21 protein-coding genes are annotated in these 21,743 nt (G+C 73.1%); 14 read left to right on the forward strand and 7 right to left on the reverse strand.

What is annotated here, in order from left to right; genetic code table 11:
• The 9 genes from J2S63_RS12510 to J2S63_RS12550 all read left to right on the forward strand — a co-directional run bounded on the left by J2S63_RS12510 (window position 1) and on the right by J2S63_RS12550 (window position 10,833).
• Entirely contained in the window at window positions 1-2,823 is a 2,823-nt protein-coding gene (locus tag J2S63_RS12510) for an FAD-binding and (Fe-S)-binding domain-containing protein (RefSeq protein ID WP_310302624.1), read from the forward strand.
• A 157-nt stretch (window positions 2,824-2,980) separates the two neighbouring features.
• Window positions 2,981-3,355, forward strand: coding sequence for a 30S ribosomal protein S12 (gene rpsL / locus J2S63_RS12515; protein WP_310302627.1), 375 nt, complete (start codon window positions 2,981-2,983; stop codon window positions 3,353-3,355).
• On the forward strand, window positions 3,355-3,825 hold the full coding sequence (rpsG, locus tag J2S63_RS12520) for a 30S ribosomal protein S7 (RefSeq protein WP_310302630.1): 471 nt from the start codon (window positions 3,355-3,357) through the stop codon (window positions 3,823-3,825). The genes rpsL and rpsG overlap by 1 nt, the downstream gene beginning before the upstream one ends.
• Window positions 3,826-3,983: 158 nt before the next feature.
• Entirely contained in the window at window positions 3,984-6,044 is a 2,061-nt protein-coding gene (gene fusA, locus J2S63_RS12525; protein ID WP_374725138.1) for an elongation factor G, read from the forward strand.
• Window positions 6,045-6,133: 89 nt separating this feature from the next.
• On the forward strand, window positions 6,134-7,327 hold the full coding sequence (gene tuf / locus J2S63_RS12530) for an elongation factor Tu (protein WP_310302636.1): 1,194 nt from the start codon (window positions 6,134-6,136) through the stop codon (window positions 7,325-7,327).
• 95 nt (window positions 7,328-7,422) lie between these two features.
• Window positions 7,423-8,172 (forward strand): tRNA (guanosine(46)-N7)-methyltransferase TrmB, encoded by a 750-nt coding sequence (gene trmB, locus J2S63_RS12535; RefSeq protein WP_310302639.1) that lies wholly within the window; start codon window positions 7,423-7,425, stop codon window positions 8,170-8,172.
• Window positions 8,173-8,240: 68 nt separating this feature from the next.
• Window positions 8,241-8,765 (forward strand): PadR family transcriptional regulator, encoded by a 525-nt coding sequence (locus J2S63_RS12540; protein ID WP_310302642.1) that lies wholly within the window; start codon window positions 8,241-8,243, stop codon window positions 8,763-8,765.
• Complete coding sequence (locus tag J2S63_RS12545; RefSeq protein ID WP_310302645.1) at window positions 8,762-9,466, forward strand: ABC transporter ATP-binding protein; 705 nt, start codon at window positions 8,762-8,764, stop codon at window positions 9,464-9,466. Before J2S63_RS12540 ends, J2S63_RS12545 begins: the two co-directional genes overlap by 4 nt.
• Entirely contained in the window at window positions 9,463-10,833 is a 1,371-nt protein-coding gene (locus J2S63_RS12550; RefSeq protein ID WP_310302648.1) for an FtsX-like permease family protein, read from the forward strand. The genes J2S63_RS12545 and J2S63_RS12550 overlap by 4 nt, the downstream gene beginning before the upstream one ends.
• 4 nt (window positions 10,834-10,837) lie before the next feature.
• On the opposite strand, the gene J2S63_RS12555 is transcribed toward J2S63_RS12550, so the two are convergent.
• Window positions 10,838-12,184: a transaminase gene (locus tag J2S63_RS12555; RefSeq protein ID WP_310302651.1), complete on the reverse strand. Its 1,347-nt coding sequence runs from the start codon at window positions 12,182-12,184 to the stop codon at window positions 10,838-10,840.
• A gap of 58 nt (window positions 12,185-12,242) precedes the next feature.
• Complete coding sequence (locus J2S63_RS12560; RefSeq protein ID WP_310302654.1) at window positions 12,243-13,067, reverse strand: RDD family protein; 825 nt, start codon at window positions 13,065-13,067, stop codon at window positions 12,243-12,245.
• Window positions 13,068-13,106: 39 nt separating this feature from the next.
• On the opposite strand from J2S63_RS12560, the gene J2S63_RS12565 reads away from it, so the two are divergent.
• Window positions 13,107-14,102 (forward strand): stage II sporulation protein M, encoded by a 996-nt coding sequence (locus J2S63_RS12565; RefSeq protein WP_310302657.1) that lies wholly within the window; start codon window positions 13,107-13,109, stop codon window positions 14,100-14,102.
• A 46-nt stretch (window positions 14,103-14,148) separates the two neighbouring features.
• Here the strand turns inward: J2S63_RS12565 and J2S63_RS12570 are convergent, their stop codons facing one another.
• The 5 genes from J2S63_RS12570 to J2S63_RS12590 are packed head-to-tail and all read right to left on the reverse strand — an operon-like array spanning window position 14,149 to window position 19,303.
• Window positions 14,149-15,435 carry a DUF58 domain-containing protein gene (locus J2S63_RS12570; protein ID WP_310302660.1) on the reverse strand — a complete coding sequence of 429 codons (1,287 nt, stop codon included), beginning with the start codon at window positions 15,433-15,435 and terminating at the stop codon, window positions 14,149-14,151.
• 10 nt (window positions 15,436-15,445) lie between these two features.
• Entirely contained in the window at window positions 15,446-16,486 is a 1,041-nt protein-coding gene (locus tag J2S63_RS12575) for an AAA family ATPase (RefSeq protein WP_310302663.1), read from the reverse strand.
• On the reverse strand, window positions 16,483-17,676 hold the full coding sequence (locus J2S63_RS12580; RefSeq protein WP_310302666.1) for a DUF4350 domain-containing protein: 1,194 nt from the start codon (window positions 17,674-17,676) through the stop codon (window positions 16,483-16,485). Before J2S63_RS12580 ends, J2S63_RS12575 begins: the two co-directional genes overlap by 4 nt.
• Window positions 17,673-18,302: a DUF4129 domain-containing protein gene (locus J2S63_RS12585; RefSeq protein ID WP_310302669.1), complete on the reverse strand. Its 630-nt coding sequence runs from the start codon at window positions 18,300-18,302 to the stop codon at window positions 17,673-17,675. The genes J2S63_RS12580 and J2S63_RS12585 overlap by 4 nt, the downstream gene beginning before the upstream one ends.
• Window positions 18,299-19,303, reverse strand: a complete 1,005-nt coding sequence (locus J2S63_RS12590; protein WP_310302672.1) for a DUF7847 domain-containing protein — start codon at window positions 19,301-19,303, stop codon at window positions 18,299-18,301. Before J2S63_RS12590 ends, J2S63_RS12585 begins: the two co-directional genes overlap by 4 nt.
• 450 nt (window positions 19,304-19,753) lie before the next feature.
• On the opposite strand from J2S63_RS12590, the gene rpsJ reads away from it, so the two are divergent.
• The 4 genes from rpsJ to rplW are packed head-to-tail and all read left to right on the forward strand — an operon-like array spanning window position 19,754 to window position 21,714.
• On the forward strand, window positions 19,754-20,062 hold the full coding sequence (rpsJ, locus tag J2S63_RS12595; protein WP_008360994.1) for a 30S ribosomal protein S10: 309 nt from the start codon (window positions 19,754-19,756) through the stop codon (window positions 20,060-20,062).
• A gap of 13 nt (window positions 20,063-20,075) precedes the next feature.
• Window positions 20,076-20,738: a 50S ribosomal protein L3 gene (rplC, locus tag J2S63_RS12600; RefSeq protein ID WP_425573350.1), complete on the forward strand. Its 663-nt coding sequence runs from the start codon at window positions 20,076-20,078 to the stop codon at window positions 20,736-20,738.
• Window positions 20,735-21,412, forward strand: coding sequence for a 50S ribosomal protein L4 (rplD, locus tag J2S63_RS12605; protein WP_310302676.1), 678 nt, complete (start codon window positions 20,735-20,737; stop codon window positions 21,410-21,412). Before rplC ends, rplD begins: the two co-directional genes overlap by 4 nt.
• Window positions 21,409-21,714 (forward strand): 50S ribosomal protein L23, encoded by a 306-nt coding sequence (gene rplW / locus J2S63_RS12610; RefSeq protein WP_310302679.1) that lies wholly within the window; start codon window positions 21,409-21,411, stop codon window positions 21,712-21,714. Before rplD ends, rplW begins: the two co-directional genes overlap by 4 nt.
• Window positions 21,715-21,743 lie beyond the last annotated feature (29 nt).

A 21,743-nucleotide genomic window follows, 5' to 3' on the forward strand; every position in this document is an offset into this window, starting at 1 on the left:
ATGTCCCTGGCCCCCGACCCCCTCGCCGGGGACCTCGTCGCAGCCCTGCGCGCAGCGGGTCTCGCCGACGTCGACGACTCCCGGCTGGCCCGGACCCTCTACTCCTCCGACGCGTCGGTCTACCGCCTCGAGCCGCGGGTCGTCGTACGCCCTCGGCACCGGGACGAGATCGCAGCGACCCTCGCCGTGGCGCGTGACCTCGCGGTGCCGCTGACCGCGCGCGGGGCCGGCACGTCCATCGCGGGCAACGCGATCGGCACGGGCATCGTGCTCGACACCTACCGTCACCTCAACCGGGTCCTGGCGGTCGACCCCGAGGCGGCCGAGGCCGTGGTCGAGCCGGGCGCGGTGCACGCCACGCTCCAGCGCGCCGCGATGTCTCACGGCCTCCGGTTCGGCCCCGACCCGTCGACGCACACGCGCTGCACGATCGGCGGCATGATCGGCAACAACGCCTGCGGCTCGCGAGCGCTGGGCTACGGCCGCACCTCCGACAACGTGCTCGGCCTGTCGACCCTCACCGCCGACGGTGCCGGCGTCGAGACCCGGGCCGCCGACCTGGCCGCCCTCGTCGACCAGCACCTCGGCCTGGTCCGCACCGAGTTCGGCCGCTTCGCGCGCCAGGTCTCGGGCTACGCCCTCGAGCACCTGCTGCCCGAGAACGGCCGTTCGCTCGACCGCTTCCTGGTCGGCAGCGAGGGCACGCTCGCCCTGGTCACCGAGGCACGCGTGCGGCTCGTGCGCGACCTCCCGGTGCGCGTGCTCGTGGTGCTGGGCTACCCGAGCCTGGCCGAGGGCGCCGACCACGTGCCCGCGATCCTCGCGCACCGCCCGGTCGCCTGCGAGGGCATCGACCACCGCATCACCGACGTGCTCACCACCCCGCCCGACCTGCCGGGTGGCCGCGCCTGGCTCATGGTCGAGCTGACCGGTGACGACCCGCGCGAGGTCGCCGACCGGGCCGCGGCGGTGGTCGCCGACTCCGCGCCCCAGGACCACCGGGTGGTCGAGGACGTGGCGGAGCAGGCCGCGATCTGGCGGGTCCGCGAGGACGGTGCCGGGCTCGCGGCTCGCGCCGTCGACCCGCCCGGCCAGCCCGGCTGGGAGGACGCCGCGGTGCTGCCCGAGCGGATGGGGGCCTACCTGCGGGACTTCGACGCGCTCCTGGAGTCCCACGGGCTCCAGGGCGCGCCCTACGGCCACATCGGCGACGGCTGCCTGCACATCCGGGTCAACTTCGACCTGGCCTCCGCGGGCGGACGGGTCGGCTACCGCCGCTTCGTCGAGGAGGCGGCCGACCTCGCCATGGGGTACGGCGGCAGCCTGTCCGGCGAGCACGGCGACGGCCGGGCCCGCTCGGAGCTCCTGACGCGGATGTACTCCCGCGAGGCGCTCGACCTCATGGCCGCGGTGAAGCACGCCCTCGACCCCGGCGCCCTGCTCAACCCCGGCGTGCTGGTCGACCCGGCCCCGCTCGACGCCGACCTGCGCCTGGCCCACGTGCCGGCGCACCCGCCCCGCACGTCCCTGCGGCTCGTCGCCGACCGGGGCGACCTGGTCGCGGCGGTGCACCGCTGCACCGGTGTCGGCAAGTGTCTGGCGGACGGCACCGCCAACGGGGGAGTGATGTGTCCCTCCTTCCAGGCCACGCGCGAGGAGAAGGACTCCACCCGTGGCCGGGCGCGGACCCTGCAGGACGCCGTCGCCGGCCACCTGCCCGGCGGTCTCGCCGACCCCGCGGTCCACGAGGCGCTCGACCTCTGCCTGGCCTGCAAGGGCTGCGCGAGCGACTGCCCGACCGGGGTCGACATGGCGACGTACAAGTCCGAGGTGCTCCACCAGACCTACTCCGGCAAGGGCCGCAGACGGCGCCCTCGCACGCACTACACCCTCGGCGGGCTGCCCCAGCTGCTCTCCCGCGTCCCGACCCCGCTGGTGCGCCTCGGGCTGCGCGCGACCCCCGGCATCGCCGCCCGCGTGGGCGGCGTCGACCGCAGGCGCCGCCTCCCGGTCCCGGCACCCCGGCCGCTCTCGTCGCGGACCCACGACCGGGCGGCCGACGCCGACGTGGTGCTGTGGGTCGACACCTTCACCAACCGCTTCTCCCCGCAGGTGGGCGACGCCGCCGTCCAGGTGCTCGAGGCGGCCGGGGCGCGGGTGCGGGTCGTGGCCGACGGATCCCAGTGCTGCGGGCTGACGCTGGTCAGCGCCGGACGGCTCGACGAGGCGCGGGCCACGCTCGGCCGCCTGGTCGACACGTTGGGCGCGCACAACCCCGAGGGTCTGCCCGTCGTGGTGCTCGAGCCGTCGTGCCTGGCGGTGCTGCGCCACGACGCGCAGCACCTGCTCGAGGAGCACCGGGTGCCGGACCTGCCCCCGCTGCGCACGCTCGCCGAGCACCTGGCCGACCTGGGCTGGACGCCCCCGCGCCTGGACGGCGTCCAGGTGGTCGCCCAGCCCCACTGCCACCAGGCCTCGGTGATCGGGTGGCAGGCCGACGAGGCGCTCCTGCGCGCCACCGGCGCGGAACTGACCCGCGTCGGCGGCTGCTGCGGCCTGGCCGGCGACTTCGGCATGGTCCCCGAGCACTACGACGTCTCGGTCAAGGTCTTCGAGCACGACCTGGGACCTGCTCTCGAGCAGCACCCCGAAGCCCTGCTGTGGGCCGACGGCTTCTCCTGCCGCACGCAGGCAGCCGACCTGCGAGGACGCACCGGGCTGCACCTCGCCGAGATCCTGCAGCGGGCGGCCTCGTCGACCGTCGGGGTGGCCTCGGCTCCCGCTGGGGGCACCGATTTTGACCCTCCCCACGGCACCCGGTAGATTAGGCGATCGTGCCTGGCCGCCCAGGCCGTCACGCGTGCTCGCAGTCGCCGCCCCGCTCCATCGGGCGACACGCCCGACCGCGGGGGTGTGCATCAAAGCCCCCCGTCCGGCGAGCACCACCCAGACGTAGTCACAGAGGAAAGAGAACGACGCGGTGCCCACAATCCAGCAGCTGGTCCGCAAGGGCCGCCAGGACAAGGTGTCGAAGAACAAGACGCCCGCTCTGAAGGGCTCGCCCCAGCGGCGAGGGGTGTGCACGCGTGTGTACACCACCACCCCGAAGAAGCCGAACTCCGCGCTGCGCAAGGTGGCTCGCGTCCGACTGTCCAGCGGTGTCGAGGTCACGGCCTACATCCCCGGCGTCGGCCACAACCTGCAGGAGCACTCGATGGTGCTCGTGCGTGGCGGTCGTGTGAAGGACCTGCCCGGCGTGCGCTACAAGATCATCCGCGGCTCGCTCGACACCCAGGGCGTCAAGAACCGCAAGCAGGCTCGCAGCCGCTACGGCGCGAAGAAGGAGAAGAGCTGATGCCGCGCAAGGGCCCCGCTCCCAAGCGACCGATCGACATCGACCCGGTCTACGGCAGCCCCGTCGTGACCCAGCTGGTCAACAAGATCCTGATGGACGGCAAGAAGCAGACCGCTCAGCGCATTGTCTACACCGCGCTCGAGGGCGCCCGCGAGAAGACCGGCACCGACCCGGTCGTCACGCTCAAGCGCGCGCTGGACAACGTCAAGCCGCAGCTCGAGGTCAAGTCCCGCCGCGTCGGCGGTGCGACCTACCAGGTGCCGATCGAGGTCAAGGGCAACCGCGGCCTCACCCTGGCGCTGCGCTGGCTCGTGCAGTACTCCCAGGCCCGCCGTGAGAAGACCATGGCCGAGCGCCTCATGAACGAGATCCTCGACGCCTCCAACGGCCTCGGCGCCGCGGTCAAGCGTCGCGAGGACACCCACAAGATGGCTGAGTCCAACCGCGCCTTCGCGCACTACCGCTGGTGATCGCGGCTTGGTGAGCGCGGGGCTGGGAACACCTTCCGCACTCGCCAGGCACGTCACCACGCGCCCCATCAACTAACCGCAGCACGAGTCTCGAGGAGACATCACAGGTGGCTGTCGACATCACGACGGACCTCAACAAGGTCCGCAACATCGGCATCATGGCGCACATCGACGCCGGCAAGACGACGACGACCGAACGCATCCTCTTCTACACCGGCATCACCTACAAGATCGGTGAGGTCCACGAGGGTGCCGCGACGATGGACTGGATGGAGCAGGAGCAGGAGCGCGGCATCACCATCACGTCCGCCGCGACGACCTGCTGGTGGAAGCAGCACCAGATCAACATCATCGACACCCCGGGCCACGTGGACTTCACCGTCGAGGTCGAGCGCTCGCTGCGCGTCCTCGACGGCGCGGTCGCGGTCTTCGACGGCGTCGCCGGCGTCGAGCCGCAGACCATGACGGTGTGGCGCCAGGCCAACAAGTACTCCGTGCCGCGGATGTGCTTCGTCAACAAGCTCGACCGCACCGGGGCAGACTTCTTCCGCTGCGTCGACATGATGGTCGAGCGGCTCAACTCCACCCCGCTCGTCCTCCAGCTGCCGATCGGCGCGGAGCAGGACTTCCTCGGCGTCGTCGACCTGGTCGGCATGCGCGCCCTCACCTGGCGTGGCGAGACCACGATGGGCGAGGACTACACCGTCGAGGAGATCCCCGCCGAGCTGGCCGACCAGGCCGCGGAGTGGCGCGAGAAGTTCCTGGAGACCCTGGCCGAGGCCGACGACGCGGTGATGGAGAAGTACCTCGAGGGCGAGGACCTCTCGGTCGAGGAGCTCGAGGCTGCGATCCGTCGCGCCACGCTCGCCGACAAGGTCAACCCGGTCCTGTGCGGCACCGCCTTCAAGAACAAGGGCGTGCAGCCCCTGCTCGACGCCGTCGTGAAGTACCTCCCGTCGCCGCTCGACGTCGAGGCGATCGTCGGCCACAAGCCGAACGACGAGGAGTCCGAGGTGCTGCGCAAGCCCTCCGACGAGGAGCCGTTCGCAGGGTTGGCCTACAAGATCGCCTCCGACCCGCACCTCGGCAAGCTGATCTACGTCCGCGTCTACTCCGGCAAGCTCGACGCCGGGTCGCAGGTCCTCAACTCCGTGACGGGCCGCAAGGAGCGGGTCGGCAAGGTCTACCAGATGCACGCCAACAAGCGTGAGGAGATCGCGTCGGTCGGCGCCGGCCAGATCGTGGCGGTCATGGGCCTCAAGGAGACCAAGACCGGTCACACCCTCTGCGACACCGCCAACCCGGTCGTCCTGGAGTCGATGACGTTCCCGGCCCCGGTCATCGAGGTCGCGATCGAGCCCAAGACCAAGAGCGACCAGGAGAAGCTCGGCGCCGCCATCCAGCGGCTCTCCGACGAGGACCCGACCTTCACGGTCAAGACCGACGAGGAGACCGGCCAGACGATCATCGCCGGCATGGGCGAGCTCCACCTGGAGATCCTCGTCGACCGCATGCGTCGCGAGTTCAAGGTCGAGGCGACGGTCGGCAAGCCGCAGGTGGCCTACCGCGAGACCATCCGCCAGAAGGTCGCCAACCACAGCTACACCCACAAGAAGCAGACCGGTGGGTCCGGCCAGTTCGCGAAGGTCATCGTCTCCCTGGAGCCGAACATCGACCCCGACACCGGCACGGGAGCGGGCTACGAGTTCGCCAACAACGTCTCCGGTGGCCGCGTGCCCCGCGAGTACATCCCGTCGGTGGACCAGGGTGCGCAGGAGGCTATGGAGTTCGGCGTGCTGGCCGGCTACCCGATGGTGGACGTCAAGTACACCCTCGAGGACGGCGGCTACCACGAGGTCGACTCCTCCGAGCTCGCCTTCAAGCTCGCCAGCATCCAGGCCTTCAAGGAGGCGGCGCGCATGGCGAAGCCGGTGCTCCTCGAGCCGGTGTTCGCGGTCGAGGTGATCACGCCCGAGACGTTCCTCGGCACGGTCATCGGCGACATCAACTCCCGCCGCGGCCAGATCCAGGCCCAGGAGGAGAGGCACGGCGACCTGGTGGTCAACGCCCTGGTGCCGCTGTCCGAGATGTTCGGGTACGTTGGGGACCTGCGGTCGAAGACCTCAGGCCAGGCGTCCTACTCCATGGAGTTCGACTCCTACGCCGAGGTCCCGAACAACGTCGCCGAAGAGATCGTCAAGAAGGTCCGCGGCGAGTAGCCCCGGCCTCACCGCACCTGTCGCCCCGTCGAGACTGGGCGTCATCAGCTTCAACGAGACACAGAAACAAACAACAGGAGGAGCCCACCGTGGCCAAGGCTAAGTTCGAGCGGACTAAGCCGCACGTCAACATCGGAACCATCGGTCACATCGACCACGGTAAGACGACGCTGACCGCAGCTATCACCAAGGTGCTGCACGACAAGTACCCGGACCTCAACCCCTTCACGCCGTTCGACCAGATCGACAAGGCACCGGAGGAGCGGCAGCGCGGCATCACGATCTCGATCGCGCACGTCGAGTACCAGACCGAGAGCCGGCACTACGCCCACGTGGACTGCCCCGGTCACGCCGACTACATCAAGAACATGATCACCGGTGCCGCGCAGATGGACGGCGCGATCCTCGTGGTCGCCGCCACCGACGGCCCGATGCCGCAGACCAAGGAGCACGTCCTCCTGGCCCGCCAGGTCGGCGTCCCCGCGATCGTCGTCGCGCTGAACAAGTGCGACATGGTCGACGACGAGGAGCTCATCGAGCTCGTCGAGATGGAGGTGCGCGAGCTCCTCTCCGAGTACGACTTCCCCGGTGACGACCTGCCGGTCGTCCGTGTGGCCGCCTTCCCGGCCCTCAACGGTGACGCCAAGTGGGGCGAGTCGGTCGCCGAGCTCATGCAGGCCGTCGACGACTACATCCCCCAGCCGGAGCGCGACATCGACAAGCCGTTCCTCATGCCCGTCGAGGACGTCTTCACGATCACCGGTCGTGGCACGGTCATCACCGGCCGCATCGAGCGCGGTGTGGTCAAGGTGAACGAGGAGGTCGAGATCATCGGCATCCGCGAGAAGTCGATGAAGAGCACCGTCACCGGTGTCGAGATGTTCCGCAAGCTGCTCGACGAGGGCCAGGCGGGCGAGAACGTCGGTCTGCTCCTCCGCGGCACCAAGCGCGAGGACGTCGAGCGCGGCATGGTCGTGATCAAGCCGGGCACCACCACCCCGCACACGAACTTCGAGGCGTCGGTCTACATCCTGTCGAAGGAGGAGGGCGGCCGTCACACGCCGTTCTTCAACAACTACCGCCCGCAGTTCTACTTCCGCACCACCGACGTGACCGGCGTCGTGACCCTCCCCGAGGGCACCGAGATGGTCATGCCGGGCGACAACACCGAGATGTCGGTCGAGCTCATCCAGCCGATCGCCATGGAGGACGGCCTGAAGTTCGCCATCCGTGAGGGTGGCCGGACCGTCGGCGCGGGTCGCGTCACCAAGATCACCAAGTGATCCCCGGCCGGTCACCCTGGTGACCGGCCCCGCAGGACCACGAAGGGCCCCGACTCCGGTCGGGGCCCTTCGCCATGTCCCCCGAGAGGAGCCCCATGGATCGCGAGGCGTCGTACGACGGCGGCGTGCGCCGCGCGCACCCGTCCGCGGGACTGACCCCCGACGGCCGCCGGATGCAGGTGGTGACCAGCTACACCCGTCGCGGCAGCCGGCTCACCAGCGGGCAGCAGGCCGCGTGGGAGCGTCGCTCCGGCCAGTGGCTGGTCCCTGACGCGGTGGCGTCCGAGGGGCACCTGGACCAGCGCCGCTACTGGGGGCGTGCGGCACCGGACGGGCTGGTGATGGAGATCGGCTCCGGCAACGGGGAGGTGGTGGCCGCGCTGGCCGCCGAGCGGCCCGAGGCCAACGTCCTGGCGTGCGAGGTCTGGCGTCCCGGGGTGGCGGCGACCTTCCTGCGGCTGGAGGAGACCGGGCTCACCAACGTGCGGCTGCTGGCGCTGGACGCGGTCTGGGTGCTCGAGCACCTGCTGCGGCCCGGTGAGCTCGCCGAGCTGTGGACGTTCTTCCCCGACCCGTGGCACAAGGCCCGTCACCACAAGCGGCGCCTGGTGACGCCCCGGGTGGCGGCGCTGGTCGCGGACCGCCTCCGACCGGGCGGGGTCTGGCGCATCGCCACGGACTGGCCGGACTACGCCGAGCAGGTCGACGAGGTCCTGGCCGGCGAGCCGCGCCTGGTCGGCGGTCGCACCGAGCGCTGGGCCGAGCGGCCGGTGACGAAGTTCGAGCGACGGGGACTGGCCGAGGGGCGCCCGATCGCCGACTGGACGGCGACCCGGGAGCCCTGACCAGGCCGCGTCTCGCAGAGATCGTGCGACTATTCACAGTGTGTATTCATGTGGTGTACAGTCGGCCCATGACGGTCTCCCACGTGCTCCTGGGCATCCTGGCCGACGGCCCGGCCCACGGGTACGACCTCAAGCGCGTGCACGACAGACGGTTCGCCGGAGCGCGGCCGCTGGCGTTCGGCCAGGTGTACGCCGCGCTGTCCAGGCTCGAGCGCGACGGCCTCGTCGTCGTGGCGGGGACGGCCACCGATGGCGGGCCGGAGCGGACGACGTACGCCATCACCGACGGGGGACGGGCCTCCCTCGACTCCTGGCTGGCCACCAGCGAGCCGGCCGGTCCCTACGCAGCGGACGAGATGGTGCGCAAGGTCGTCACCGCTCTCGCGCTGGGCGCCGGAGCGGTCGACGTGCTCGACCGGCAGCGCGTCGCCCACCTGGCCGAGATGCGGCGGCTGCTCGCCGAGCAGTCCGCGGCGACCGACGTGTCCACCCGGATCGTCCTCGACCACGCCGTCTCCCACCTCGACGCCGACCTCCGGTGGCTCGAGACCTCCGCCGACCGGATCCGCACCACTCAGGGGGCCCTCCGATGACCGCGACCGACCTCACCGAGCCCAGGACCACCCCGGTCCTCGAGGTGGACGACGTGCACAAGACGTTCGGGCGTGACGAGGCCCTGCGGGGAGCCTCGCTCACCGTCGCCGCGGGCGAGGTGGTCGCGCTCACCGGGCCGTCCGGCAGCGGCAAGTCCACCCTCCTGCACTGTGCCGTGGGGCTGCTGGCCGCCGACAGCGGCGTGGTCCGGGTGCTCGACCGCGACCTGGGCACGATGCGGGACGCCGACCGATCCCGCCTGCGGCGCCGCGAGGTCGGCCTGGTGCTGCAGTTCGGCCAGCTCGCCCCCGAGCTGACCGCGGCGCAGAACGTCGCCCTCCCGCTGCTCCTCGAGCGCCGGTCACGGCGCGCGGCGTTCGCTGCCGCGGAGCAGTGGCTCGAGCGGGCGGGCGTCCCGGACGTCGGCGACGCCCTGCCGGGGGAGCTCTCGGGCGGCCAGCAGCAGCGCGTGGCCGTCGCCCGCGCGCTGGTCACGCAGCCCCTGCTGGTCTGCGCCGACGAGCCCACGGGTGCGCTGGACGCGCTCACCGGCGAGGCCCTCCTCGGGCTGCTGCTCGAGGTAGGGGCCGAGACGGGGGCCGGCCTGCTCCTGGTCACCCACGACAACCGCGTGGCCGCGCGGGCCGACCGCGAGGTCGTCCTGCGCGACGGTCGCACCAGCGCCGGGGTCGTGGCATGAGCGGCTTCGGGGGCACCGCGCTCCTCCGGCTCGGGCCGCGCCGCCACCGCCCGGTGGCCCGGCCGGTCGTCGTCGCCTTCTGCGTGGCGCTCGTCGCGGCGCTCGCGCTGGTCGCGATCACGGTCGCGCTCCTGCCAGCAGGCACCTGGCAGGCGGGCTCCAACCTGGTCAACGACCCCGGGGTCCGTGGGGGGTACGTCGTCGGGCTGGCCCTGTGCTGCCTCGGTCCCCTCGCGCTCCTGTGGCAGGTGCTGCGGCTGGGCGCCGCCGCGCGCGCACGGCACCTCGCCGCGCTCCGCACCGCCGGTGCGACGGCGGCCGACGCCCGGGTGGAGGCCGCGGTGGCCACCGCCCTCCCCTCGGTGGTCGGCGCCCTGCTCGGCACCCCGCTCTACCTCCTCGCCCGGCACCTGCTGGGCGCCGTCCCCCCGGGGTCCAGCACTTCCCGGATGAGCGAGTTCGAGCTCCAGCTCCGGGTGGTGCCCACGGCGACCGCACCCACGTGGTGGCAGGTGCTGCTCGTCGTCCTGCTCCTCGGTGCCCTGGGGGCGGCCGCCGGCGCTGCCACGGCCGGTGCGGCGGTCCGCGATCCCCTCGGCACCTCACGACGTGTGTCGGGCCGAGCGCCGCGCCCCTGGAGCCTCCTGCTGCTCGTGCCCGGCGTGGGGCTGGTCGGGGCCATGGTGCTGGGGGACGTCAACGGGTCGGTCGCCTCCCAGGTCCTCGGCAGCCTCGCCGTGACCTGCCTCGCGCTCGCCTTCCTCGGGCTCGGGCCGAGCGTCGCCCACCGCATGGGCCGCCGCCTCTCGAGGACCGCCACGTCTCCCTCGACGATGCTCGCGGCCGCCCGGCTGCGCACCGACCCGCGGTCGACGGGCCGGGCGGCCGCCGCCGTCGGCACCGTGGCTCTCGCCGCCGGCGTGTGTGCGTGGTTCATCGCCTCGCTCGGCGGCAGTGGCAACGGCGGCGACCCGATCTACGTCGTGCCGGCCCTCATGGTGCTGGCCGTGCTCGGTGTGTCGCTGCTCCTCGTGGCGGTCTCGTTGGCCGCGCACGGCGTCGAGACCGCGGCCGACCGTCGACGGGCCTTCGCTGCGCTGGGGGCGCAAGGGGCGACCGTCGGGGACCTGGTCGCTGCCCACCGTCGCGAGGCCGAGCTGGTGGTCCTTCCCCTGGCTGCCCTCGGTGTGACCGCGGGCATCGTCCCGGTCGCGTTCGACCACCCCTCGGGGGGCTCCGTCGGCCTGGCGCTCGGAGTGGCGGTCGGGACCCTCGTGCTGTGCTGGCTGGCGGTGGCGGTCTCGACTGCGCTCGCCCGCCCGGCGATCCGGCGGGCGTGCCGCCCGGAGAACCTCCGCAACGGCTGACCGGTCAGCGACCGAGCAGCTCCTCCACCGCCTCCCCGAAGACCTCGGTGTGGCGGTCGACGTCGGACTCGGTGTGGTGCGGGGAGAACAGCGCCATGTTGTGGAAGGGCGTCAGCAGCACCCCGCGGTTGAGCGCCCACAGGTGCATGAAGCCCTCGAGATCGTCGTCGATCGCGGCGGCGGCGTCGGCGCCGTTGCGCGGGGGAGGGCAGAACCAGTACTCCGCCCGGCAGCCCAGCTGCTGCACGTGCCAGGGCAGGTCGTGCTCGGCGATCACGCCGGCCACCCCGGCGGTCCACCTCGTCGCCAGCGGGACCGCGGCGGCGAAGTCCTCCTCCCGCAGGGCGGTGGACAGCGTCGCCCGCGTCGCGGCCATCGCCAGCGCGCTGCCGGTCAGGGTGCCGCCGACCCCCGCGACGTCGATCTCGTGGCCGCGCATCGGCCCCTCGAGCCGGTCGGCGACCTCGGCGGTCATGCCGTAGGCCGCCACCGGGATCCCGCCCCCGATGGGCTTGCCCACCACGAGCAGGTCCGGCTCGAGGCCCCAGGCGGCGGTGGCACCCCCGGGCCCGGCGCAGAGGGTGTGCGTCTCGTCGACGACCCACAGCACGCCGTGCTCCCGGGTCAGCTCGCGCACCCGGGCGAGGTAGCCCTCGTCGGGCAGGATCATCCCGATGTTGGTCAGCGCCGGCTCCATCAGCAGCGCGGCCACGTCACCGTGCGCCAGCGCCGCGTCGAGCGCGTCGAGGTCGTTGAAGGGCACGACCCGCGTGGTGAGGGCCACGTCCACCTGCGGGCCCAGCGCACCGGGCCGGGGGACGACCCGGTCGCCGTCGAGCACGGCGAGGGTCTCGTCGACGGTGCCGTGGTAGCACCAGTCCATCACCGCGACCTTGGGCCGCCCGGTCAGGTGTCGCGCGAAGCGCAGCACGAACCGGTTGGCGTCCGTCGCGGTCATCGCGAACTGCCAGCGGTCCAGCCCGAACCGCCGCCGCAGCTCCTCGCCGACCCACGCGGCGTCGCTGCTCGGCATCATCGTGGTGAACCCGTGCGCCGCCCGGTCCTGCACCGCGGAGGCGACCGACGGCAGCGCGTGGCCCGTCATCGCGCCGGTGTCGCCGAGGCACAGGTCGACGTACTCCAGGCCGTCGACGTCGGTGAACCGCGCCCCGCCGGCGGAGTCCACGAAGAGCGGGAAGGAGCCCGCCCACCTGGTCATCCACGGCATCGGGACGCCCGCCAGCAGGCTGTGGTCGGCCTCGCGCGCGAGCTCCGCGGACCGCGGGTGGGACTCTCGGAACCGCTCCTCCTCGGCGGTGCGCAGGGAGTCGAGTCGGGTGCGGTCGATCATGCGGAAAGCGTAGGGAAGTGCCCCCGAGTTGTGAAGGATCCGCACGTGAACGCGTCGGTCACGAGCGGATGCGTCCCTCCTCGGCGCTCCTTCGGAGGAGGGCGTCCTTGCGCGTGACGTCGGCACGCAGGCGGGCGACGTCGCGCTCCCGCCGCTCGGCCAGGACGGCGGCCAGGAAGTCCTCGGGGTGCGTGCCGGCCGGCGGGTCGGGGGCGGTGTACGCCGCGAGCGAGGCCGCCAGCTGCTGGGCCGTGACCCACCGGTGGTGGGGCACGAGGGTCGGTGCGCGCAGCAGGAACTGGCGCACGGCGACGGCCAGCCCGACCGGCGGGTCGGCGAGGTCGGCGCTCGCCGCCCAGGTGCGCAGGTGCGGCGGGCAGGCTCGCGGCTCGGTGAGCCTGAGCCGGAAGCGCTCGCGGACGACGTACGTCCCCGCGACGAGGTCGCCCACGCGCTGGCCGCGCGAGGTGGCGAGCGAGCTGAACAGCGCGGGGGCGCCGGACAGGAGGTAGATCTCGACCACCCCGACCAGGGCGCGGACGAAGCAGTGCCGGAACGAGACCGGGCCGGCGTCGCCGCGCACCGCGCGCAGCCCCATCACCCACTTGCCGAGCGTGCGGCCGCGGGTGACCGTCTCGACCGTGGTGGGGAGCCCGACCAGCACCGCGACCACGGCGAGCAGCGTCACGACCGCCTGCAGGGCGCCGTCGAGCAGCGGTCCGACGGCCGCGATGCCCAGGACCGCCCCGACCACGAGGAGTGCCGCCAGGACGAGGTCGATGACCCCGGCGACCGCTCGCACCCCGACGCTCGCGACCGGGAGGTCGAGGGCGACCGCCTCGCCGGTGAGGACGAGGTCCTCCCGTCGCGGTCCGCTCCTCATGCGCCCACGGTACGGCGGGCGGGCACGTACCGTGACGGCATGGACCTCGACGCCCTCGCCGCTGTGCACCGCGAGGAGTGGGTCCGGCTCGACCGGCTGAGCCGGCGCCGCCGGCTGAGCGGCGAAGAGGCCGACGAGCTGGTCGACCTCTACACCGAGGTGGCCACGCACCTGTCGCTGGTCAGGTCGCAGGCGCCGGACGCGGAGGTGATCGCCTACCTCTCCTCGGTCCTGGCCCGCGCACGCAGCCGGCAGACCGGGACCCGCTCGGCGTCGTGGCGCGCGGCGGGGGACTTCTTCCTCCGCCGCTTCCCCGCGGCGCTCTACCGCACCCGCTGGTGGTGGGCGACGACCGCGCTGGCGAACCTCGCGGTCGCGTTCCTCATGGGCTGGTGGCTGCTGCGGCACCCCGAGGTCGAGACGGGGCTCGTGGGCGCCGACCGTGCGCGGCAGATCGCCTCGCAGGACTTCGAGGGCTACTACTCGACCTATGCCGCCTCGCACTTCGCCGCGCAGGTGTGGACCAACAACGCCTGGGTCGCCGCGCTGTGCATCGGGCTCGGGGTCTTCGGCGTGCCGGTGCTCTGGGTGCTGTTCCAGAACGTCGCCAACCTCGCGCTGATGGGGTCGGTGATGGTGCGCCACGACCGCGGCGAGCTGTTCTTCGGGCTGATCCTGCCCCACGGCCTGCTCGAGCTGACCGCGGTGTTCGTGGCCGCCGGGGTCGGGCTGAGGATCTTCTGGTCATGGGTGCGGCCGGGTCACCTCACGCGGGGGCAGTCGCTGGCACGCGAGGGCCGGTCGGCCGCCGGCGTCGCGATGGGCCTGGTGGTCGTGCTGCTCGTCTCGGGGGTCATCGAGGCGTTCGTGACGCCGAGCCCCCTGCCGACCTGGGCCCGCATCGGGATCGGCGTCGTCGCGGAGGTGTCCTTCCTGGCCTACGTCCTGGTGGTCGGGCGTGCCGCCGTCCGGGCCGGCGAGACCGGCGACGTCGACGCCGACCTGCTCGAGGCCTCGGTCGCCACCGCGGGCTGAGCCGTGACGGCCGGGGTCACAGCCGCCCGGGTCGCGGCCGCCCGGGTCACAGCCGCCCGGCGGCCTTGAGGGCGAGGTAGTGGTCGGCGACGCCCACGGGCAGCCGGTCCGGCGAGGTCTCGAGGACCTCGACCCCGGTCAGGGCGAGGGCCGCGGCCGCACGCCGGCGCCGTTCACGGCCACCGGCCCGGCCCGCGGCGGCGTAGGCCTCGGTGACCAGCTGCGGGGGCTCGTCGGCCTCCGAGGGGTCGACGGTGGCGGCCACCAGCACCTCGTGCCGTCGCGCCAGCACGGGGAGGTGGGGCAGCAGGCCGTGCTCGCCGGCCGCGGCGTCGAGGGAGGTGAGCACGACGACCAGGCTGCGCTGCGAGGTCAGGCCCTGCACGGCCCCCGCGAGGAGTCGCCAGTCGGCCTCGACGAAGACCGGCTCGAGGTCGCCCAGTGCGGCCTGCAGGTCCGGGAGGACGCCGTGCCGGTGGCCCGACGAGAGCTGGAGACGCAGGGCCACGTCGCCGGCGACGACGTCCACCACGTCCCCGGCCCGTGCCGCGAGGGTCGCCAGCAGCTGCACGGCCTCCATGGCCGCGTCGAGGCGCGGGACGTCGGCGACGCGGGCGGCCGAGGTGCGGGAGGTGTCGAGGACCAGCACCACGCGGCGGTCCCGTTCCGGCTGCCAGGTGCGCACGACCGTCGTACGGCTGCGGGCCGTGGCGCGCCAGTCGATGCTGCGCCAGTCGTCGCCGCGGACGTACTCCCGCAGCGAGTCGAACTCGGTGCCCTGGCCGCGGGTCCGCACCGCCGTGCGGCCGTCCATCTCGCGCAGCACCGCCAGCCGCGACGGCAGGTGCTTGCGGGACTCGAACGGCGGCGCGACGCGGAGCTCGCCCGGCACCTCGCGCGAGACCTGCCGGCAGGCGAGCCCCAGCGGCCCGCGTGACCGCACGGTCACCTTGTCTGCCCGCAGCCGTCCCCTCCGGGTCGGGCGCAGCGGCGTGGTCAGCCGCGCCTGCTCCCCGGCCGGCAGCCGGAGCCGGTGGCGGTTGGCCTCCGCGCCCGCGGTCGGCTGCCAGGCGTCGCGCAGCTGCCCGCGGACCCCACGAGGCCCCGGGTTGCGGACGGTCAGGGTCGTCTCGCTGCGCGCCCCCTCCCGCGCCGGGGGTACGACGGCACGCACGACCTCCAGCCGCCGCGGCGAGGGGGCGAGGAGGAGGTCGAGACCGACCAGCAGGACGACCACGAGCAGCCACGCCCAGGCGGTGCCGAGGGTGGGGCGGACGACGACGGCCGCGAGCCCGCACAGCACGAGCAACGGGGTGCGGCCGGTCAGGTGCACGGGACGACCCTCACCGCGGGACCGCGACCGACTGGAGCGCGGTGGCGAGCACCCGGGCGGTGTCGACGCCCTCCAGCTCGGCGGACGGGGTGAGGACCATGCGGTGGGCGAGGGTGGCCGAGGCCAGCGACTTCACGTCGTCGGGGGTGACGAAGTCGCGGCCGTTGAGCCAGGCCCACGCGCGGCTGGTGCGCAGCAGCGCGGTGGCGCCGCGGGGGCTGACGCCGAGCGCCACCGACGGGCTGTGCCGGGTGGCGCGAGCCACGTCGACGACGTAGCCGCACACCTCGGGCGAGACCGACACCGTCGAGACCGAGGCGATCGCGTCGCGCACCTGGTCCGCCGACGCCACCGTGGCGAGGCCCGCCGAGGCGAGGGCGTGGGGGTCGAAGCCGGCGGCGTGGCGGCGCAGCACCTCGATCTCGTCGTCACGGCCGGGCACGGGCAGGGTGACCTTGAGCAGGAAGCGGTCGAGCTGGGCCTCGGGGAGGGGATAGGTGCCCTGGAACTCGACGGGATTCTGTGTCGCCGCGACAAGAAATGGGACGGGCAGCGGATGGCTCGTGCCGTCGACCGACACCTGGCGCTCCTCCATCGCCTCGAGCAGCGCCGACTGGGTCTTGGGCGGCGTGCGGTTGATCTCGTCGGCCAGCAGGAGGTTCGTGAACAGGGGACCGGGGCGGAACACCAGCCCGCCGTCGTGCCCGTCGAGCATCATCGAGCCGGTGATGTCGCCCGGCATGAGGTCGGGGCTGAACTGCACCCGCTTGGTCTCCACGCCGAGCGCCGCGGACAGGGCGCGCACGAGCAGGGTCTTGGCCACCCCGGGCACCCCCTCGAGGAGCACGTGCCCCTCGCAGATCAGCGCGACGAGCAGGCCGGCCACGGCGGCGTCCTGGCCGACGACCGCCTTGCCGACCTCCCGGCGTACGTCCTGGAGCGCCTGGCGCGCCGCGTCGGCCGTGCCGTCGGGCACGCGCGCAGCTGACTGCTCGGACGGGTCGGACGGGTCGGACGGGTCGGACGGGTCGGACTGGTCGGACTGGGTCATGGACGGTCCTTTCCTGGGCCGGTGCCCGGGTGGGGGTCGGTGAGGGCCGCGAGGTCGACGGCCAGCCGCAGCAGGGCGCGGTCGTCGGCGACGGGGCCGTCGGCGAGCAGGGCGTGGAGGGTCCGGCGGTCCGGAGCGCCTGCGCGGGCCGCGAGGTGGTCGACCAGGTCGTCGACCGAGGCGGTGGGTGGGAGGTGGAGGCGCTCGCGCCAGGCGGACCGCGCGTCGGCACGCAGGGCGGCGGCCGCGTGGCGGCGGTCGCGTGCGGCGCGGTAGAGGCGCCCGCGGCTGGCCTCGGTCTCGTCCGCGCGCACGGTCACCGGCAGCGGCTCCACCACGAGAGGACCGAAGCGCCGCCCCTGCCAGAGCAGCGCGAGCAGGACCGCGACGGCGACCAGCAGCAGGCCCGGCCCCAGCCAGCGGGGGAGGACGGTGCTCAGCTCGGTGGCGTCCGCGCGCTCGTCGCCGGCGGCCAGGTCGTCGGCGGTGGCGTGGTACCAGACCACCCGCGGGTGCTGCCCCAGCACGCGCAGTGCGACGGCGGCGTTGTCCGGCTCGTCGACCGTGTCGTTGGTGAGCAGGCCCGCCGCGCCGACGAGCAGGGTGTCGCCGGTCGTGGCGACGAGGCCGGGCAGCTCGGCGCCTGGGCCGGTGCGGAAGCAGGCGGCGTCGCCGGTCTCCCCCCCGACGGCGTACGGCGTGCCGACCGCGTCGACGGTCAGGTCCTCGAGCAGCGGCAGGTCGCACTCGGCCTCCAGGCTCCCGCCGATCGGCGACCCGGACCGCGCCGTGACGTCGAGCTCGTCGAGCAGCCGGTCGGGCGGGGTCACCAGGACGGTGGTGCCGGCCCGGTCGAGCGCGTCCCGCACGGTGGCGTACGTCGACGTGCCGAGCTCGCCGGTGCCGGTCACGACCAGCGTGGTGCCCGCGTCGAGGTCGGTCCGCCGGAGCGCGCGGTCGGAGCCCACGACCTCGACGTCGACCCCGTGGTCGGCCAGGACCCGGGCCACCGCCCTCGCCCCGTCCTCGGTGGGGTTCTGGGGGTGGAGCGGCTCGGTCGACCCGGCGCGACCGAGGTCGGCGACGGTGAGCAGGACCGCGCCGACGAGGAGCAGGAGGGCCAGGCCGACCCAGCCGCGCGCGCCACCGGGCCGGGAGGTGCCGGCGCCCGCGGTGAGGGTGCCGGTCACCGGGGGACCGCCAGCCCGTCGACGGGGCCGGCGGCACCGGGCCGGGTGCGACGCAGCTCGTCCTCGAGGTCGAGCAGGTCCCGGGCCGCGTCGGCGCCGGCGGCACGGCGGCCGTAGACGACGCGGTCGAAGAGGTCCGCGGCGCCCATCAGCCGGGACGACCGGTCGGTGAACCGTGCGGCGACCTCGGCGTAGACCTCGTGCGTGGTGCGGCCCGGGGAGTCGTCGATCAGGCCGCGCTCGACGCACCGCCGGGCGAGCGCCCGCGCGGCGTCGGCCACGGCGTCACCGGGTCGTCCGTCGGCCAGGGACAGCTCCGCGCGGCGCCTCAGCCCGTCGGCGGTCTCGGGCAGGTCGAGGACGCCGGCCTCACCACCGGTTGCCACGGGGTCGCGCCGGACCCGCGACAGCGCGGCGAGCAGCACGACGGCCAGGACCCCGGCCACCACCACCGCCACCAGCACCCCGACGCCCGACCCCCCGGCGGCGGAGACGAGGCCGTCGAGCCGGTCGCCGAGCCAGCTGAGGAACCGGTCGAGCAGGGACGGGTGGGGGTACTCCGGCCGGGCGAGCTCCCGCGTCACCCACTCCCGGGCCTGGTCGGGCGACGGGTCGAGCCCGCTCACGCCGCGGGCCCGACCGGGTCGGTCGACCCGGCGATCAGCTGCACGTCGAACGCCTCCTTGCGGATCCTCTGGTCGACGTACTGCAGGACGGTCACGGCCGCGGTGAAGGGCGTCGCCAGCGAGTAGGAGACGAGCATGCCGAGATAGGTGCCGAGCACGTAGACCAGCCCCGCCGCCGTCTCGGGCACCACCAGGCCGGCGAACATGCCGCCGAGGCTGAACGGCATCGACAGCAGGCTGGAGGCGAACCCGGCGACCATCTGCGCGAGCAGGGTGATGCCGAGGATGCGCCAGAACTGACCGCGGCTGAGATCGCCGGCCCGTCGCAGCGAGGCCATCACACCGGAGCCCTCCAGGACCAGGGCCGCGGGCGCGAGCACGAACCAGCGCACCCAGGCGTACGCCGCGAGGAGGACCCCGCCGAAGCCCAGTGCGAGCCCGACCACGACGCCGAGCGCCGGGGCGACACCCACCCCCAGCGCGAGCCCCACCGCGAGGGCGACGAGCACGACGCCGACCACCATCAGCCAGCTCAGGAGGGTCAGCACGACCAGCCGCCAGACGCGTCCGCGCACGGCAGCCCAGGCCTCGCCGGTCGTGACCCGCTTGCCGAGCACCGCCTGCGCCACGACGTGGACGACCATCCCGGTGACGAGGAGGACCGCGAAGGCGGCGAGCAGCTGGCCGGCGTAGGCCATCAGGGTCGAGAGCGGGACCTCGGTCGACGTCTGCTCGGCCGCGCGGGTGCTGAACATGTCGGGGTCCAGCGGCCCGCCGCCCAGCCGACCCGCCGCCGCCAGCGCGAGCGAGACCAGGGTGGGCAGGAGGAGGAACCACACCATCACCACGGCCGCCAGGCCGATCATCGTGCGAGGGTTCTGCCGCATCGCGGTGAAGGCGCCGTCGAACATGTCGCCGAGCCGCAGCGGCCGCAGCGGCACGATCCCCGGCTTGTGCACCGGGAGGCCGGTCGGACCCCACTGCTGCCCCCGGGTCGGCACGAAGCGGGGAGGGCCGCCAGGGCCGGGCGGTGCCCCGTGAGGCGGCGGAGGAGGGGTCGCCCGTCCGTCCGCCGGCGCACCCCCGGTCGGGGGTGTCCCGGAGGGCGAGGTCCACGAGCGCTCGTCGGTCACGGGGCCATTCCACCAGCCACCCGGGCACCGTGGAGGGCGGATTTGCACCCACTCCGGTGGTCTGACAAGATGTTCCGGTTGCTCCGGCGGGGTCGCCGGGGCGCGGGCTTGACTTTGACTGCTGAATCGGTGTTCCGGATCGAGGGCAGTTCATCGTGCCCGTGCCGCACCGTGAGACCCCTCTCAGCCCGACGTCGAGTCGGGCCGCCACCAACAAGAGATCACCCGGACGGGTCGTCGCGCGTGCGAAGCAGACGCGACACGCCCGACCGCGGGGGTCGGTGGGGAGCAGGAACACGACGACAGTGAGGACGGCTGATGGCGGGACAGAAGATCCGCATCAGGCTTAAGGCCTACGACCACGAGGTGATCGACACCTCGGCGCGCAAGATCGTGGACACGGTCACGCGCACGGGTGCGAAGGTGGCAGGCCCGGTGCCGCTGCCGACCGAGAAGAACGTCTACTGCGTGATTCGGTCGCCCCACAAGTACAAGGACTCCCGGGAGCACTTCGAGATGCGCACGCACAAGCGCCTCATCGACATCATCGACCCCACCCCCAAGACGGTGGACTCGCTGATGCGTCTCGATCTGCCCGCCGGCGTCGACATCGAGATCAAGCTCTGAGGGGTGTGACCTGATGACGATGGAGCACCCGATCAAGGGACTGCTGGGCACCAAGCTCGGCATGACCCAGCTCTGGGACGAGAACAACCGTGTGATCCCCGTGACGGTCGTCGCGGCCGGCACCAACGTGGTCACCCAGGTCCGCGGACCCGAGAAGGACGGCTACAACGCCGTGCAGATCGGCTTCGGCGAGATCGAGGGCCGCAAGGTCAACAAGCCGGAGACCGGTCACTTCGTCGCGGCCGGGGTCACCCCCCGCCGCCACGTCGCCGAGATCCGCACCAGCGACGCCGCGTCCTACACGGTCGGCCAGGAGCTCGCTCCCGCCGACGTGTTCGCCGCCGGTGACGTGGTGGACGTCTCCGGCACCACCAAGGGCAAGGGCTTCGCCGGTGTCATGAAGCGTCATGGCTTCGCCGGCGTGTCCGCCTCCCACGGTGCGCACCGCAACCACCGCAAGCCGGGCTCGATCGGTGGCTGTGCCACTCCGGGCCGTGTCTTCAAGGGCATGCGCATGGCCGGTCGCATGGGTGGCGTCACCGCGACCACCCAGAACCTCACCGTCCACGCCGTCGACGCGGACAAGGGCCTGCTGCTGATCAAGGGCGCCGTCCCCGGCCCCAAGGGCAGCCTGCTCGTGATCCGCACCGCTGCCAAGAAGGGTGGTGTCCAGTGAGCGCCAAGCTCGTGAAGGTCGACTTCCCCGCCGAGATCTTCGACGTCGAGGTCAACATCCCGCTGATCCACCAGGTCGTCGTGGCCCAGCAGGCCGCTGCGCGTCAGGGCACGCACGCCACCAAGACCCGCGGCGAGGTCCGCGGTGGTGGCCGCAAGCCCTACAAGCAGAAGGGCACCGGCCGCGCCCGTCAGGGCTCGACCCGTGCGCCGCAGTTCGCCGGTGGTGGCACCGTCCACGGCCCGCAGCCGCGGTCCTACGACCAGCGCACGCCCAAGAAGATGAAGGCCGCCGCCCTGCGCGGTGCCCTCTCCGACCGGGCCCGCGCCGGCCGCGTGCACGTCGTCGAGGCCCTCGTCGAGGGTGAGGTCCCCAGCACCAAGGGCGCGCTCAAGCTGCTCCGCGACGTGACCTCGGCCCGCAAGGCCCTGGTCGTCGTCGAGCGCGGTGACGACCTGACCCGCCGCTCGCTCCGCAACGAGCAGAGCGTGCACCTCCTGCCGGTCGACCAGCTCAACACCTACGACGTGCTGGTCGCCGACGACGTGGTCTTCACCAAGGCCGCCTACGACGCCTTCGTCGCCGGGCCCTCCACGGGCAAGTCGGTCAAGGCTGTGGGAACTGCAACGGACGCGCCTGAAGCGGCCAATGGCACCCAGGAGATCCACCAGTGAGCACATTCCACAAGGACCACCGCGACGTGATCATCCGTCCGGTCGTGAGCGAGAAGAGCTACGGCCTGATGGACCTCAACAAGTACACCTTCCTGGTGCACCCCGACGCGAACAAGACCGAGATCAAGATCGCCATCGAGAAGATCTTCGACGTCAAGGTCACCTCGGTGAACACCATGAACCGCCAGGGCAAGGCTCGCCGCACCCGCACGGGTGTCGGCCGTCGCGCCGCCACCAAGCGCGCGATCGTCAGCCTCGCCGAGGGTCAGAGCATCGACGTCTTCGGGGGCCCGGTCGGCTGACCGGGACCACCGAGAGATCGAGGACTAAG

Origin of the sequence: Nocardioides marmoribigeumensis, assembly GCF_031458325.1 — a bacterium.
Taxonomy (GTDB): Bacteria; Actinomycetota; Actinomycetes; order Propionibacteriales; family Nocardioidaceae; genus Marmoricola_A; species Marmoricola_A marmoribigeumensis.

What these genes read in the sequence shown, in the direction of transcription:
- fusA (WP_374725138.1), top strand. Translation starts at nt 3,984, where the DNA reads ATGGCGCACATCGACGCCGGCAAGACGACGACGACCGAACGCATCCTC.
- J2S63_RS12550 (WP_310302648.1), top strand. Translation starts at nt 9,463, where the DNA reads ATGAGCGGCTTCGGGGGCACCGCGCTCCTCCGGCTCGGGCCGCGCCGC.
- J2S63_RS12555 (WP_310302651.1), bottom strand. Translation starts at nt 12,184, where the DNA reads ATGATCGACCGCACCCGACTCGACTCCCTGCGCACCGCCGAGGAGGAG.
- rplC (WP_425573350.1), top strand. Translation starts at nt 20,076, where the DNA reads ATGACGATGGAGCACCCGATCAAGGGACTGCTGGGCACCAAGCTCGGC.
- J2S63_RS12565 (WP_310302657.1), top strand. Translation starts at nt 13,107, where the DNA reads ATGGACCTCGACGCCCTCGCCGCTGTGCACCGCGAGGAGTGGGTCCGG.
- J2S63_RS12540 (WP_310302642.1), top strand. Translation starts at nt 8,241, where the DNA reads ATGACGGTCTCCCACGTGCTCCTGGGCATCCTGGCCGACGGCCCGGCC.
- rpsJ (WP_008360994.1), top strand. Translation starts at nt 19,754, where the DNA reads ATGGCGGGACAGAAGATCCGCATCAGGCTTAAGGCCTACGACCACGAG.
- J2S63_RS12575 (WP_310302663.1), bottom strand. Translation starts at nt 16,486, where the DNA reads ATGACCCAGTCCGACCAGTCCGACCCGTCCGACCCGTCCGACCCGTCC.
- J2S63_RS12510 (WP_310302624.1), top strand. Translation starts at nt 1, where the DNA reads ATGTCCCTGGCCCCCGACCCCCTCGCCGGGGACCTCGTCGCAGCCCTG.
- rpsG (WP_310302630.1), top strand. Translation starts at nt 3,355, where the DNA reads ATGCCGCGCAAGGGCCCCGCTCCCAAGCGACCGATCGACATCGACCCG.
- trmB (WP_310302639.1), top strand. Translation starts at nt 7,423, where the DNA reads ATGGATCGCGAGGCGTCGTACGACGGCGGCGTGCGCCGCGCGCACCCG.
- J2S63_RS12545 (WP_310302645.1), top strand. Translation starts at nt 8,762, where the DNA reads ATGACCGCGACCGACCTCACCGAGCCCAGGACCACCCCGGTCCTCGAG.
- J2S63_RS12560 (WP_310302654.1), bottom strand. Translation starts at nt 13,067, where the DNA reads ATGAGGAGCGGACCGCGACGGGAGGACCTCGTCCTCACCGGCGAGGCG.